Origin of the sequence: Clostridium sp. AF20-7 (genome assembly GCF_003479275.1) — a bacterium.
GTDB classification, from domain to species: Bacteria; Bacillota; Clostridia; order Lachnospirales; family Lachnospiraceae; genus Otoolea; species Otoolea fessa.
This window is the reverse complement of record NZ_QUGF01000013.1, coordinates 1-15,444: the sequence shown is the minus strand read 5'-3', so window position 1 is coordinate 15,444 and position 15,444 is coordinate 1. Positions and strand designations below refer to the sequence as shown.

The following is a 15,444-nucleotide window of genomic DNA, read 5'->3' as shown; positions in this document are numbered from 1 at the left end:
CTGAGGCTAGTTACCAACTACTTACTCTATCTTTTCTTCTAGCCTCTCAGCCTCTCTTCAATCTCCTCCATCTCCGGAATTGCCGAGATTCCGCCGCGGCGTTCGACGCACAGGCTTGCCACTGCGTTGCCGACCCTGCCAAACTGAATCATCTGCGCCCGGGTCAGGTGTTCCGGCGAGGTTTCTTCCTGCAGATAGGAGGCGAGAAAACCTCCCCAGAAGGAATCACCAGCGCCGGTTGTATCGACCGCATGGGAGGAAAAGCCCTCCGCCTTTACGATTCCATTTTCATTGCCGATCAGTGCGCCATCTCTTCCGAGCGTCACTGCCACCAGGTGCACGCCCTGACGGAGCAGATACTGAATCGCTTCCTCCGGATCCTGATACGGGGTCAGAAGCGAGGTTTCTTCATCCGAAATCTTCATCATATCTACATAGGGAATCAGCGACTGCATCCGAAGCTGTGCGGTCTCCGGATCGCTCCAGAGCGCCGCCCGGTAGTTCGGATCGTAGGAAATCACCGCACCGCTGTTTCTAGCAATATTGAGCGCCTCATAGGTTGCCGTCCTGGATGGATCATCGGTCAGCGACAGGGAACCGACATGAAATACTCTCGTATTTTCCAGAATCTCCGGATCGATCTCTTTCATGCACAGATTCGTATCTGCCCCCGGCTTTCTCGCAAAGGCAAATTCGCGCTCTCCGTTTTCTTTCAGGCTTACAAATGCAAGCGTAGTAAAATACTTTTCATCCTGAATCAGGTTGTCCGTATTGATACCTGCCCGGATCAGGGTTTCCTTCAGGAAATCGCCGTGCATATCCTTACCCACTTTGCCAATAAATGCTGTCTTCCTTCCAAATTTCGCAGCCGCCGCCAGCAGATTGGCCGGCGCACCTCCCGGATTCTGCTCAAACAGACGCATTCCCTGCTGTGAAACGCCTGCTGGAGTAAAATCAATCAGAAGCTCTCCCAGCGCTGTGATGTCTGTTTTTATTCTCATACGAATCATCCTCCGTATTACAAGTTATATCAATGGTGCCGCCATCCAGCCCTCTCACAGGCGGACAGCCACATCCGTTCGTCTCTCACAAGGAATTTTACTTCCGAATCGCAATATTTGCAAATTCTACTTTCGCATCCTGTGCCAGCAGACCGATCTCGTACTCCGGTTTCCGGAAAATACGATAGGTAAACGCCACCTGCTCGCCCACGAACACCTCAACCATATCATGGTCCACCGAAATCTTTACATCAATTGTCTGTCCATCTTTAATCTCAAAGGTCTTCTCAGCCACCCGAACGCCATCCGGTCCCGGTTCCGTTGCTTTCGGAACCGCCTGGCAGGACTGCTCCCAGAACGGGTCAACTCCCATCGGCAGGGACAGAAGGGACACTCGCTGCATCGCTACATCAAACTCTAAGAACAGGCAGCCGCTTGCCTCCCAGTCGGATTTCAACAGGATTCCGAAGGAATCATTCGCTTCTTTCGGGATCACCGTGCCGGTAAACAGGAACTTTTCTTCCGGCTGCTCCAGGAAACCATACGCGGTTGTCCCGCATCCATCCAGCTCAACCGTTGTATCTCCATACAGCTTGTATTCTCCCATGACCGGAAGGTATTTCCAGTCAACTTTCTCTTTAAAGCAGTTTACATATTCTTCCGGAAGCTTCACGTCCAGCTGTCCGTCTGCCGTTGCAACGACCTCATGCGGAATACAGAACGTGCCGCCCCAGTACCACTCGCCGCGGTCGCTGTTTTCTGCACGGTCATGCGCCCAGGCAAAGTAGAAACGGCGCCCGTTGTCATCCTGCATGGATTTAGCTGCATAGAAGCGGCGTCCGCCGATGCCGTCTTTCTTCGGCTTTTTCCACGGTCCAAACGGAGATTTGGAAGTGCGGTAAATCGTGTTGACAAACTCGGAAAAGCGGGAATAGGAAAGATACCAGGTATCGCCTATCTTGTACATCTCGCTGCATTCCGGACAATTCGTATTGCCTGCCGAATACAACGGACCATAATACTCCCAGTTTACCAGATCTTTCGAGCGGTACAGGACAATACAGCCGCGTCTTGTCACCGGCATATCAAGCCGTCTCGCCGAGATCAGAATCCAGTAGCATTTATCTTCCTCATTATAAAATACATACGGATCACGCCAGTCCAGCTTTTCATATAACTCTATCATCGGCGTGATAACCGGGTTTGCCGCGTCCTTCGTCCAGGTGATACCATCCTCGCTCGTCGCATGGCAGATCGTCTGCTGATATTCTGCCGTCAGGCAGTAACCCGTATAGAATGCGTGATATTTTCCTTCGCCGTAGATAACCGATCCCGTCCACACGCCGGACGCATCCGGCTCATCGCCCTCGCCCGGATACAGTGCTGTCGGCAGCTCCTCCCAGTGCACCAGATCCTCCGAAACAGAGTGGCTCCATGTAGTACGCAGTCTCGCCGGATATACCGTGGTTCCTGGCGGGGATGTCAGTGAAAAAATATGATATTTACCTTCATGATAAAACGGAATCGCGTCACCGGTCGAATCCGCAAATGACATTTTTCTGAAAAAGTCCATTCTTCTCTCCTTGCCTTTCTAAATGTGCTCTTGGAATCATTTCTTTTTTCTGAGGAGTGCCAGATTGCCCTTCTGGGAATCCAGTACAACCGCGCAGGCAATGATCAGACCCTTTACAATCAGCTGCCAGTAGGAGCTGACACCGATCAGATTCAGACCATTGGAAATAATACCGATTACCATCGCGCCGAATACTGTACCGCTGATACGTCCGCGTCCGCCTGCCATCGAGGTTCCGCCGAGGACGCAGGCTGCGATCGCATCCATCTCATAGCCACTTCCGACGGACGGCTGTCCGGAATACATTCTCGATGCCAGAACCAGACCCGCAAACGCCGCCAGGGCGCCCGACAATGTAAACACGATGATCTCGACTTTCTTGATCGGAACACCTGAGAGACGCGCCGCCTCACGGTTTCCGCCGATTGCATACACATAGGTACCAAATTTTGTTTTAGAAAGCAGAAAACTAAATACGATAATTAAAATAACCATATAGACAACCGGCAGCGGAATAATGTTAAACAGATAACCCGTTCCGATTGCAATGAAAAACTTATCCGTAATACGGGTGGACTGTCCGCCCGAATATACATACGCGATACCGTTGCAGACATTCATCATTGCCATCGTAATGATAAATGCCGGAACACGGAATTTCGATACAACCATACCATCAATCAGACCAGCCACAACACCGATGATGATTCCAGCCGCAATCGCCACGCCAATCGGAAGTCCCTGATTAACTACAAATCCTACCGTCAGAGTTCCACTCATCGCTACGATCGCGCCAACTGCCAGATCGATGTGTCCGAGAATAATAATCAACGTCATTCCCAGTGCAATGTATGTATTAATGGAAATCTGTCTGAGCACTGAAATGATATTGCTCGGTGTCAAAAATTTATCGGTTGCCAGTGCGACTACCACACATAAGATAACCAGCACTCCAATAATTCCTGTATTTCCGGTAAATACCGAGAGTACCGAATTGCCTGCTGTACTTTTCTTTCCGTTCATCACTCTTCGCCTCCTGCTGCATACTGCATGATTCTCTCCTGATCCAGTTCTTCTCTTCCAAGCATTCCCGTCATTCTTCCCGCCTTGATGACACATACGTTATCGCACATATTAATGATCTCCGGCAGCTCGCTGGATACCATGATAACGGCGATACCCGCCTTCGCCAGCTCATTAATAACGGAATAAATCTCAAACTTCGCATTGACATCGACGCCTCTCGTCGGCTCGTCCAGAATCAGGACATCCGGCTTGATTGCCAGCCATTTTCCAAGGACAATCTTCTGCTGGTTTCCGCCGGAAAGGCTTCCCGCTTCCACCAGTTCCACCCGGTCTGCCACTGCTTTGATATGAAGCTTTTCTTTATAATAATCAATCACTTCCTGACATTTCCGGTCGCTGATGGCAATTCCGTTAATATAAGAGTCAATCGATGCCAGCGTGAGGTTAAAACCGACCGTATTGCCAAGGACAAGTCCCTGTTTTTTCCGATCCTCCGGCACCAGTCCGATGCCCGCCTTGATTGCCTGGATCGGTGTCGTGAAGCGGACTTCCTTTCCATTTAAAAGAATGGTTCCGCTCTGGTATTTTCTGGCTCCAAAGATACATTCCATGATCTCGCTTCGTCCGGCTCCGACCAGACCCGCAAATCCCAGGATCTCTCCCTTTCTTACCCGGAAGCTGATATCTGAGAACACACCCTCACAGGTTAAATTCTTCACTTCCAACGCCGTTTCTGCATGTCCCAGATCGTTGTAATCTCTGGCATAGAAGCTCTCTAACTCCCGTCCTACCATCATGGCTACCAGCTCGTTCGCATTCGTCTCCGATGTTTTTTTCGTTCCCACATAGGCGCCATCGCGGATGATGGTAACCCGATCCGAGATCCGGAACAGTTCTTCCATACGGTGGGAAATATATATAATGCTTACCTGTTTTGCTTTTAATCTCTCAATGATTCCAAATAACTGTTCTACCTCGTCATTGGAAAGGGAGGACGTCGGCTCGTCCATGACGATGATCCGTCCGTCGAAGGATACCGCCTTTACAATCTCAACCATCTGCTGCTGGGCGATCGTCAAAGATTCTACCAGCGTATCCGGGTGGATATTGACCCCGAGGTTTGCCAGCATCTCGCCTGCCCGGCGGTTCGTCTCCCGCATATCCACGGTGCCGAATTTCGTCTTGATCTCCCGTCCCAGGAACAGGTTCTGCGCGACCGTCAGATACGGAACCAGGACGATCTCCTGATGTATGATTCCGATTCCTTTCTCCTGGGCATCCGAAACACCATTTATCTCAACTTCCTGACCATTAATCTTGATTGTTCCGCTGTCCGGTTTATAAATTCCTCCAAGGACCTTGATAAGCGTTGATTTACCCGCTCCATTTTCTCCCAGAAGCGCATGAACCTCGCCCATTTCCAGGGAAAAATTGATCCCTGACAATGCATAGATCCCGGAAAAACTTTTCTTGATATCTATCATTTCCAGAATTGTTTTTCCCATAGAACCCTCCGTTTTTTAGAAATGCGGCAATGAACCCCATCGCCGCATTTTCCATGTTTTATTTTATTTCACGTAACTGTTAAACTTCCTCGCAGTCCATTACTGCCAATCGTTCAGAGTCTTCTCTGCCTCTTCTTTCTCTACCAGATGGGAATCCAGATATACTTTCTTCTCATCGATTGTGGTGTCGCCGCCTACATATTTCTCGGCTGCGTCAAATGCATATTCTGCAATCTGAAGCGGAACCTGGCATGCAACTGCGGTGAACTCGCCGTCTAAGAGTGCCTGTTTTCCATCCGGGGATGCATCGATGCTATATACACCGATCTCGCCGGTCTTGTTTGCTGCCTTGATAGCTGCTGCCGCACCCAGGGCAGACGGGTCATTGATACAGAAGAATGCTTCCAGATCCGGGTTTGCTGTGATGATATCCTCAGCCAGTCCCATCGACTGATCCAGCGCTGCACCGCCATCCTGCTGTGCTACAATCTCAAATTTATCCTTCTGATCGCCAAGACCCTCAAGGAAACCATTGACACGATCCACGCAGCTTTCATTGGACGGGAAATCCAGAACTGCAATCTTTGCGCCATCCGGATAATCTTTCGTCATCTGCTCGCCCACTAACTGACCTGCCATGTATGCGTTGGTTCCAACGAACTGTGTCACGAACTGTTCGATATCATCATCGATGACTGCGGTATCTACGTTGAAAATCGGAATGCCTGCGTCTGCAATCTCAGCCAGTCCGGAGGTAATACCTGCGGAGTCAACCGGGATAACAAACACTGCATCGTAACCGCTGTTTGCACAGTCAGATAACTGGCTGAGCTGCTTGTTTAAATCATAATCTGGATCCAGGCAGGTGTAGGAAATGCCGTTTTCCTTGCACAGCTCGCTGAGCTTTGCATCAATGGAACTCTGGAAAGTATTGTTTAAAGTATTCGTACAGAATGCAAACGATAAATCGCTGGTCTTTGCCTCAGCTTCCTGCGTATCTGCCGCTGCCTCAGAAGCATCAGCTGCCGCTGTTGTATCGGTACTGCCGGAAGAGCCGCATCCTGCCAGCATTGCTGCCATCATGCAAACTGAAAGACCTGCTACTGTAAATCTAAGACTTTTTTTCATAAATCTGATCCTCCTCTTACTTCGTCACTGTTTAGTGCATTTCAAACGGATTGTTATAGTTTTCTTTTTATTTTTACGTAAAAATTTTTCTCTCTGGAAGGAGTCTCCCTGTCTGATATCTAGATATTACTCTATTCCATGCCCTTTCGTCAATACTCTTGTGGCATATTGCACTAATTTCAGCGATATATTCATCCTGTTTTATTGATATTTATGCATTTCTACCGTTCCTTTTAATTTTTTACGTAAATTTCATTCATCTTATCGTTTTACCCCAATTTTTGTGCTATAATCAAAAACAGAAATATAAAACTGCGGCAAATCCAAATCCAGCCGCGCAGGAACCGCCGGACTAAATCCGTACCAGCAAGGGGGAGTTTTATGACCATCAAAGAAATCGCCGCAAAGGCAGGCGTCTCCATCGCCACCGTTTCCCATGTTATCAACCATACGCGCTATGTCAGCCCGGAACTGGTGGATAAAATCGAAGCTATTATTGAAGAAAGTGGATATTCTGAAAAAATCAAAAAAAAGGTGCGTAAAATCCGCAGCGGACGCAGTTCACAGATTGTCGCTGTCTTTCCAAATATCAAGAGCGCGCTCTACTGCGATCTGTGCAATCAGCTGCAGTCCTACGCGACCAGCCAGGGCTATCAGTTTTACACCGCCGTCACCAACGACAACCTGGAAGAGGAGAAAAGCATCCTGCAAAACTTAATCTCCAGTGCCAAGACCATCGGCATCTTTCTCTCCCCGGCAAGCAGCAATCCGGCTGCCTATTCATTTCTCTATGAATCCGGTATCCCGTTTGTCTGTGTCGAACGATTCATCGATGACGATGTCACTCCACGGATCCTTTTTGATTACACCAAAGCATTTCACTCCGCTACTTCCTATTTTTTTGAGAGCGGACACGAAAATGTGCTGTTTCTGGTAGAAAAAACAGACAGCCTCGCCAAACAGGACAAGATTGCCGGATATGAGCGGGCGCTTCTCTCCGCCAACCATACCCTGAGCAGTTCCTGCATCGCGGAGATCAATCTGTATCAGTCCAGTGATACCATCAGCCTGAATATTCAGAAAAGCATCACCCGGTATCTCCCCACCGCTATCATCGCCGGTGGAAACCGGCTGACTATGTTTCTTCTCAAGGCGCTGCGGGAGCTGGGAAAAGACTGTCCGCGCGATATTTCCATCATCGGATTTGACGATATGCTCTGGTGCGAGCTGACCGCCCCACCGCTATCCTGCATCCACCGGGACATCGACCAGATGGCAGAACTCGCCTCGCAGGCACTCTTTGACGAGATCAACCACCTCTCCGGCGCGCCTTTGACCCGCTATGCAGATGTAGAGCTGATTTTGCGTGATTCCACCCGGATCATCGACAACGGTCCGCTCGGTGAACACGCCGTCTCCCCGGACAGCATCCGCCTCTCCAAGGAGGAAAAACAGCTTTTGCGAACTGGAAATTACCGCGTCGCCATCTCCTTCCACTACACTGGAACCGCCTGGGCTGCCCTGCATCAGAAAGGCATCCGGGATGAACTGGAACAGTACGGAATCGATATTATTTCCACCATGGACGCCCATTTTGATCCTGCCCTCCAGAATATGCAGCTCGAAAGCATCAAAATGCAACACCCGGACGCCGTCATCGCCATCCCCACCGACGATGTCCAGACGGGTCCGGCATTTCAGGAATTGTCCAAAATGACGCGGCTGGTCTTTTTAAGCAATGTCCCGCAGAATTTCAGCCGGAACAATTACGTCTCCTGTATCTCCGTCAATGAGCGGGAAAATGGCACCAATACAGGGCGCATGATCGGCGAATACCTGAAAGAAAAACCGCACGCCAAAGTCGGCTTCATCATCCACGGCGCCATGTTTTACGGCACTACCGAGCGTGATAACTGTGCCGAAAAAATATTAAGGGAATCCTATCCCGACATTGAAATCACTGCCAGAAAGGGATTTATTCAAATTGAAAATGCCTACAAGGTATGCTATGAGATGATAAACGAGCACCCGGATATCCAGGCGCTCTATGTGAGCTGGGACCGCCCCGCCCTGCTCGCCATCAAGGCCCTGAAAGCTTTGAACCGGACAGATATTGCTGTCTTTACCACAGATCTGGATTTTGAGATTGCAGAAGAAATGAATCAAGGATTTGTAAAAGGACTCAGCACCCAGAGACCATATGACCAGGGAAAAGCGGCTGCTCTTGCAGTCGCCAAATCCCTTGTCAGCAATAACGTCCCCAAATATATCGGCGTGCAGCCCTATGTGGTTCATGAAAAACAGCTGAAACGTGCCTGGAAGGATATTTTCTTTGAGGCACTGCCGGAGGAGCTGGGGGAGAAGGTAACAGTTCACAGGTAGGAATTTTCTGAACTGAAAATTCCGTACGATACAGTTCCGACAGCAGATTTTGCCGATTTGGAATGCGTAGCATCGGCAAAATCCCGTTGCTGGGCACACGTGTGTGAACAGTAACGGGAGAAGCAGATGGGTCAGTAGCTATTTTTCAACCCCATACACCTCTTCCGAACATGAGCGCATCCCGCTTTCTTTTAAAATCTTGCCAACCACCTCCCCCCATGATATGATAAAGTTATTCGTAACAATTCCGTATCTTCCGAAAGGAGCATCGTCGATGACACCCTTAAAAATCCCTGTTGGTATTTCTGATTTTAAAAAGCTGCGCGAAAACGGCTATTATTATATTGACAAAAGCGGGCTGATCGCTGATCTTCTGACGAATAACTCGGAAGTCACCCTGATTACCCGCCCGCGTCGTTTTGGAAAAACACTGGCGATGAGTATGCTTGCCAATTTTTTTGATATTCGAAAAAAAAGCCAGAATCTTTTTACCGGACTTCAAATCGAATCTCGCCCAGATCTATGCCAGGCATGGATGAATCAATTTCCAACGCTCTTTCTGACCTTTAAGGATGTAGACGGACTGGATTATGCTTCTGCCAGGGATATGCTCCGCTCCCAGATTGCCCGTCTCTGCAATGAACACAGCTATCTGGCAGACAGCCCTTCAGTTAATGAAAATGATCGAAAAGAATTTATACAGCTTGCCGATATTGTCGATGGAAAGCCGACAGATACTATGTTAAAAACCAGCATTCTGCTCTTGATGCGTATGATGCAGGCACATTTCCAGAAACCCGTCATTCTGCTTCTGGATGAATATGATGTGCCGCTTGCCAAAGCCAGCGCAAATGGTTATTATCCACAGATGCTGGAACTGATGAAATCTCTCATGAGTACAGCACTGAAAGATAACAGTACCCTGCGTTTTGCCACTATTACCGGCTGTCTGAAAATCGCAAAGGAAAGTATCTTTACGGGAACCAACAATTTTGTTTCCGACACTATTTCCTCTTCTTCACTGGATGAATATTTTGGATTTACCCAGGCTGACATGGAAAAGCTTCTTCTGGATGCTGATATGCTTGATCGGGCTTCGCAAATCAAGGCGTGGTATGACGGCTATCACTTCGGTGCTTCGGATGTCTACTGTCCGTGGGATGTAATGAATTATCTTCTCGACTGCCAGAAAAAGCCAGATGCAAGACCCATCGGTTACTGGAAAAATACCAGCGATAACGCGATCATCCGTTCGTTTATCGACTATGCCGGAAGCAATATCACGATGAAGCTGGAGGCGCTTCTTTCCGGAGGCTATATTCTTCAGCATGTGGAAGAAAATCTGACGTATGATTACCTCCATTCCTCCGAAGATAATCTGTGGAGTATCCTGTATCTTACCGGCTATCTGACGCAGGCTCGCATCGATAACCTTCCAGATGGTTTAACTGCCCTGATGATTCCGAATGCTGAAATCCGGGAAATCTTCGAAAGTACCATTTTAAAATGGTTTAACGACAGCGCCAAAACCTGGAATCGGGAACAATTATTTTATGCTGTATGGCACGGCAACACCGACCTGCTCACACAGGAGATGAATGCCCTGCTGCGTATGACAATCAGCTACCATGATTATAAAGAAGATTTTTATCACGCCTTTTTAGCCGGAATTTTTGCCGGAGCCGGATATGTGGTAGAATCAAACCGTGAGCATGGCGAAGGACGAAGCGATGTGGTTGTATATGATCTGCACGGTGGACGAATGGCGATTTTCGAGGCGAAATATTCGAAAACATTTGAAAAACTCAGCGATGACTGCGACAAAGCCCTGCGCCAGATCGATGAACGCATGTATGCAAAAGAATTTGAGGGAAATTATGATAAAATTTTCTGTTATGGAATTTCTTTCTTCAAGAAACGGTGTATGGTAAAGGGGATAGGTAAATAATGCTGGCATCTGTTTTTATACACAAATAGGGCGTCTGTCGCATTTACAAATATGCTGGCCGATAACCCTATTTTATAGCCAAAAGGAGCTGCTGCACGGTTTGTGCAACAGCCCCTTCTTACATCTTCACTTATTAAATTCTTACAGTCTCGCAATCACTGCGTCCACATATTCCTCGGTGGTTGCAGTTCCATGCAGATCTCTTGTCAGGTGCTTGCCTTCTGCCAGAACCTCATCCACAGCCTTGCGGATGCGTCCGGCGGTCTCATTTTCACCTAAGTACTCTAGCATCATGCAGGCAGACCACAGGAATGCAGTCGGATTTGCCAGGTGCTTTCCTGCAATATCCGGCGCGCTGCCGTGTACGGCCTCAAACATAGCATAGTCAGAACCGATGTTGCTGGATGGAACCAGACCCAGCCCGCCGATCAGACCGCTGCACAGGTCTGAAAGAATATCTCCGTACAGGTTCTGCATTACCATAACATCAAACTGGTTCGGGTTCATAACAAGCTGCATGCAGGTATTGTCGATGATTTTATCATCGCCTTCAATCTCCGGATATTCCTTTGTGATCTCCTTAAAGATGGAAAGGAACATGCCATCGGACATTTTCAGGATATTTGCCTTATGAATACAGGTTACTTTCTTCCGTCCGTTCTTTTTCGCATACTCAAATGCATCGCGGATAATGCGCTCGCTGGCCTGTCTTGTAACAATCTTAATTGCATGAACCGTATCCGGATTTACCTGCTCCTCTACACCAACATAAAGACCTTCTGTATTTTCGCGGAAAATCACGATATCCACATTCTCAAATGGAGTTTTTACTGCCGCGTTAGACTTAACCGGGCGGATATTGGCATACAGATCATACTGTCCGCGAAGTGTTACATTCAGGGAGCGGAATCCTTTTCCAACCGGAGTCGTAATCGGGGATTTTAAGAGTACTTTGGTGCGCTCGAAAGAAGCATAAGCTTCCTCTGGAATCAGGGCACCATTGCGTTTCCACTCATCCTCACCAACATTGAAAATTTCATATTCCAGCGGTGCATCTGCCGCTTTTAAAATCTTTAACACATTATCAACTAACTCCGGACCGATACCATCGCCGCGAAATACTGTAATTTTATGACTCATTTCTTTATCCTCCTTCTTGATTTTCCCAATCGTAACTGTTCAGTACCTTCACAGTCACGCGCAGTAAATGCGCAGACCTACTGAACAGTTACTTCCAATCTTCATATTTCATCGAAAGCTGCCAGAACAGGCTGACAGCTTTTCGAACAAACATCTTCTCATTCAAGTCGAACGCCCGTGAGACTTGGCGCGTGATTCTGGTCAGCGTAAGCTGACATATTCTTTACAGAATCACTGCGCATCCTCGCGGAGCGTTTATCTCAGTCGGAGACAAGGCTTCCACTGAGACAAATTTGCTATTACTCACCACCTGAAGATGTGGGAGTCTTCTCGACTGAGATAAAATTTCCCTTACAGAACAACTGCTACAATCAGGTTATATACCGCACAGCAGATAACGCTGATAGGTACTGCTACAAAGAGAAGACGGTTGAATAAGTGATTTCGGTCCTCCTCGTTTCCGCAGGAACCAAGAATCAGGCTGCCGCCGGATGAGAACGGGCTGATAGCACTGCTCTGGGCACCAAGAATTGTGCAGGCAAAAAGTGCTGCCGGATTTAATCCGGTGGCTGCTGCAAGTCCCGGAATCAGCGGGAACAGGGCCGGTGCTACAACACCTGTTGTAGAGCTGAAGAAACTCATAAATGCACCTACAAAGCTGAATGCCAGCGGAATCAGGGCTGTCGGAACATTAGAGCCAATCCATGCGGATAATGCATCAATGGTACCGGCCTGAACTGCAACGGCGATAAGCATGCCGGCTCCGGCAATCATGAGGATGGTGTTCCACGGAACACGTGCAATCACTTCCTTCTGCGGTGCCAGGTCAAAGAGCAGTGCAATGATGGTAAAGCAGAATGCCACCAGTCCTACATCAACCTTTCCAGCAATTTTTCCAATCAGTTCATTACCAGGAACTGCCATCTTTAAGAGTGGGAATACCAGGACAATTACCATCATCAGAATCATTAAATGCAGGGTTGTTTTCTGCTTTTTATCAAACGGTTCCGGACGGTTAAAGGTTACGCCCTTTCCGATACCGCGGTTACTCTTGAAGCCAAAGCGGAAAATCGCAATCAGAATCAGGGAAAATACAATTGCAAAGGCGAAAATTTTCATTTCATCTACAAAGGAATTCGTTGCTTCAATGGCCGGTTCAGCTTCATAAGCGGTATCAATCAGACCGCGGAATACGACGCCCAGCGAAGCCGTGGGGAAGTTTCCGCCTGCCAGTGCACCGCAGTTGATCGCCACCGCACCGGTCAGCTTGTCCATCTTTGCTTCCTCACAGATAAGGATGGTAATCGGTGCCAGGAATGCCAGAACGGTAAAGTATGCAGCGCCCATAACAGAAAGCACAACTGCTACAAAAAATAACGCAAAGGGAAGCATACCCGGAAATTTACGACACATATAGAGAAGACTGGCCGACATTTTTTCAAGTGTTCCATTCACAGCTGCAAAGTTATAAAACAGTGATACTGACAGGATGACAAACATGGTGCTGACCGGCCAGAAGCCAATCAGCTCTTTTGTTTTTAATCCCATGCCAAAACAACCAATCAAGTATGCAAAGGCAATACAGAAAAATCCCGTATTGATTTTCGTTTTATATCCCAATATAACGGCAACCGCAATGGATGCCACCAAAACTGCACTTAACATATGATGCGTCCCCCTATTCTTCGATGCCCAACAGTTTTGCCGGAATAGTGTGTGTCATATGGTACACCTGCTCCTCCGAAATTCCATGATCTACCAGATACTGCATATATTCCGCCAGTGCCAGCTCCCAATGCGGGTTTTCTGTCTGGCCACCATCGGTATCAACCATGACATTTTTATAGCCAACTTCTTTGATAAGCTCCAGGTTATCTGCCAGATTGCTCTTGTACTTTCCGCCACCCATGTTCTGTGCATAGCAGCGCTCTAAGATAACGTCATAATCCTTTACCAGACGAAGCTGATCCTCATGGCTCATGCCTACAATCCACCATTCCGGATGCGTTACAACGATGTTTTTTACTCCCATATCCCGGGCAGCTTCCACAACAGTGAAAATCTCCTCCGGTGCAATATGTGCGGTTCCCAGTACAGCGTTGTGGTCACGAATCAGCTCCAACACTGAACGCAGCTCCGGTACAATTTTACCATCTTTCACTACTTCCACACACTGGCTCAGATCCTGATTCATCTTCTGCATATGGTTTTTTGCCGACTGGGTCGGAAGCCATACTACCTTAGCACCCAGACGAAGCGCCACATCGACTGCCTTCGGATTGATGCCGCCGACTACCTTGTTTAAGGTAATGCTGCCAAACATCGTAAAATTGTTCGTTTTCCCGTGTACAATCTCGTTGTGGCGGTTGCACAGATAGGCCCGATCCATCGTGGTTCCCTGATGCGTCTTGATGACGATAGCGCGTGCCCCAACCCGGATAGCTGCCTCCATCAGTTCGAAATCATCATACGCCCGCAGACGCAGATCGGGATTCGTGTGAACGTGCATATCTATAATGCCCTTCATTAAATCCTGCTTCATCTTGCTTATTCCTCCTATTTGTAATCGTCCACAGAGGCTTTTTCAAAGCTGCGTTCCCTCGCCGGATTCCTATTCGATTTTCCAGCCGCTGCTTCAGTCTCTGCCATTGATTTTTGCTTGTTTTTATCTTATACTATTTTTGTTATAGGAGAAAGGCAAGATTTATTATACCAGATATCGAAAATTCCGATATCTCGTGAGGGGGATTCTCATGGATTTAAAAGAACTAGACTATATCGTAACCGTCGCTAACGAGGGGAGCATCTCCCGCGCGGCCGAAAAATTGTTTATGGCGCAGTCAAGCTTAAGTCAGGCAGTCCGCCTATTTGAACAGGATCTGGGAACGCCGATTTTCGTCCGCACAGCCCGCGGAGTCCGTCCAACCTCTGCCGGGGAGGCGTTTATTTTCCATGCCAGACAGATTTTACAGCAGTACCAGGAGGCGCGCAGTGAGGCTTCGGATATTGAAAATTTAAAGGGCGGCACCGTCATCTTCGGCATCAGCACCTACCGGGGGACGTACCTGCTGCCGCCGGTTCTGAAAAAATTCCATGCCCTGTATCCACGGGTTCATGTGGAGATCTGTGAGATGGACAGCATTGATCTGGAAAATAAGATTTTAGAGGGACTTTTAGATCTGGCGCTGATCGCCGCGCCGCCGGTTCGAATCAAACACGGTGTGGATTCCCTGATGCGGGATGAGATCATGATCGCCACTACCGCCGATCACCCGGTCATGAGGTTTGCGAAGCCATGCGAATCGGATCCGGAACAGATGTGGATCGACCTAAAGGACACCGCACCATTTGAATATATTCTGGGCCCGCCCAGCACCGTCCTCGGACGGACTGCCCGCCGATCCTTGCGCGAGGCGGGTGTGGAACCTCTGGGACTCGACACCTACCTCTCCGCCTCTTTTGCTGCGGCGATGGCGCGGGAGGGGGTCGGACTCGCGTTTACCTACCGTTCCTGCCGCATCATGCGGGATGAGTTCCGCTATCTGCGGATCGGGAAAGATGGTATTTTCCTCGATCTGGCGCTCGCCTGGCCCGCCGGAAAATACCGCTCGCGGGCGGCGATGGCGCTCGCGAAGCTGTTTCAGGAGATGGCGCCGGAGCTGCTGCGGAGGTAATTTTCTTAAAAAGCGGGTTATAGGACAAAACGTGTTGATGGGTTAATCCCATTCAACAAACGTTCTG

Annotated in this window: 11 protein-coding genes; 3 read left to right on the top strand and 8 right to left on the bottom strand. The window is 48.6% G+C overall.

Annotated features, from left to right (window positions below):
- Window positions 1-38: 38 nt before the first annotated feature.
- The 5 genes from DWX68_RS13025 to DWX68_RS13005 all read right to left on the bottom strand — a co-directional run bounded on the left by DWX68_RS13025 (window position 39) and on the right by DWX68_RS13005 (window position 6,233).
- Window positions 39-1,001 carry a carbohydrate kinase gene (locus DWX68_RS13025; protein WP_182432194.1) on the bottom strand — a complete coding sequence of 321 codons (963 nt, stop codon included), beginning with the start codon at window positions 999-1,001 and terminating at the stop codon, window positions 39-41.
- Between the two features lie 97 nt (window positions 1,002-1,098).
- Window positions 1,099-2,574 (bottom strand): glycoside hydrolase family 32 protein, encoded by a 1,476-nt coding sequence (locus DWX68_RS13020; RefSeq protein WP_118629798.1) that lies wholly within the window; start codon window positions 2,572-2,574, stop codon window positions 1,099-1,101.
- Between the two features lie 36 nt (window positions 2,575-2,610).
- Window positions 2,611-3,597, bottom strand: coding sequence for an ABC transporter permease (locus DWX68_RS13015; RefSeq protein ID WP_107001726.1), 987 nt, complete (start codon window positions 3,595-3,597; stop codon window positions 2,611-2,613).
- Window positions 3,597-5,105 carry a sugar ABC transporter ATP-binding protein gene (locus DWX68_RS13010; RefSeq protein WP_117796627.1) on the bottom strand — a complete coding sequence of 503 codons (1,509 nt, stop codon included), beginning with the start codon at window positions 5,103-5,105 and terminating at the stop codon, window positions 3,597-3,599. Before DWX68_RS13010 ends, DWX68_RS13015 begins: the two co-directional genes overlap by 1 nt.
- Window positions 5,106-5,204: 99 nt before the next feature.
- Window positions 5,205-6,233, bottom strand: coding sequence for a sugar ABC transporter substrate-binding protein (locus DWX68_RS13005; protein WP_117796626.1), 1,029 nt, complete (start codon window positions 6,231-6,233; stop codon window positions 5,205-5,207).
- A gap of 381 nt (window positions 6,234-6,614) precedes the next feature.
- On the opposite strand from DWX68_RS13005, the gene DWX68_RS13000 reads away from it, so the two are divergent.
- Both DWX68_RS13000 and DWX68_RS12995 read left to right on the top strand, forming a co-directional pair.
- On the top strand, window positions 6,615-8,615 hold the full coding sequence (locus DWX68_RS13000) for a LacI family DNA-binding transcriptional regulator (protein WP_117796625.1): 2,001 nt from the start codon (window positions 6,615-6,617) through the stop codon (window positions 8,613-8,615).
- Window positions 8,616-8,889: 274 nt separating this feature from the next.
- Window positions 8,890-10,563, top strand: coding sequence for an AAA family ATPase (locus DWX68_RS12995; protein WP_118629796.1), 1,674 nt, complete (start codon window positions 8,890-8,892; stop codon window positions 10,561-10,563).
- A gap of 141 nt (window positions 10,564-10,704) precedes the next feature.
- Here the strand turns inward: DWX68_RS12995 and DWX68_RS12990 are convergent, their stop codons facing one another.
- From DWX68_RS12990 to DWX68_RS12980, 3 genes are all read right to left on the bottom strand, one after another.
- Complete coding sequence (locus DWX68_RS12990) at window positions 10,705-11,703, bottom strand: isocitrate/isopropylmalate dehydrogenase family protein (protein WP_118482328.1); 999 nt, start codon at window positions 11,701-11,703, stop codon at window positions 10,705-10,707.
- A gap of 351 nt (window positions 11,704-12,054) precedes the next feature.
- The gene (locus DWX68_RS12985) at window positions 12,055-13,368 is read right to left on the bottom strand and encodes an SLC13 family permease (RefSeq protein ID WP_117796622.1); all 1,314 of its coding nucleotides are present in this window, start codon (window positions 13,366-13,368) and stop codon (window positions 12,055-12,057) included.
- A 13-nt stretch (window positions 13,369-13,381) separates the two neighbouring features.
- Window positions 13,382-14,245 (bottom strand): DUF6282 family protein, encoded by an 864-nt coding sequence (locus DWX68_RS12980; protein ID WP_117796621.1) that lies wholly within the window; start codon window positions 14,243-14,245, stop codon window positions 13,382-13,384.
- Window positions 14,246-14,456: 211 nt separating this feature from the next.
- On the opposite strand from DWX68_RS12980, the gene DWX68_RS12975 reads away from it, so the two are divergent.
- Window positions 14,457-15,377 (top strand): LysR family transcriptional regulator, encoded by a 921-nt coding sequence (locus DWX68_RS12975; protein WP_117796620.1) that lies wholly within the window; start codon window positions 14,457-14,459, stop codon window positions 15,375-15,377.
- The last annotated feature ends 67 nt before the right edge of the window (window positions 15,378-15,444 follow it).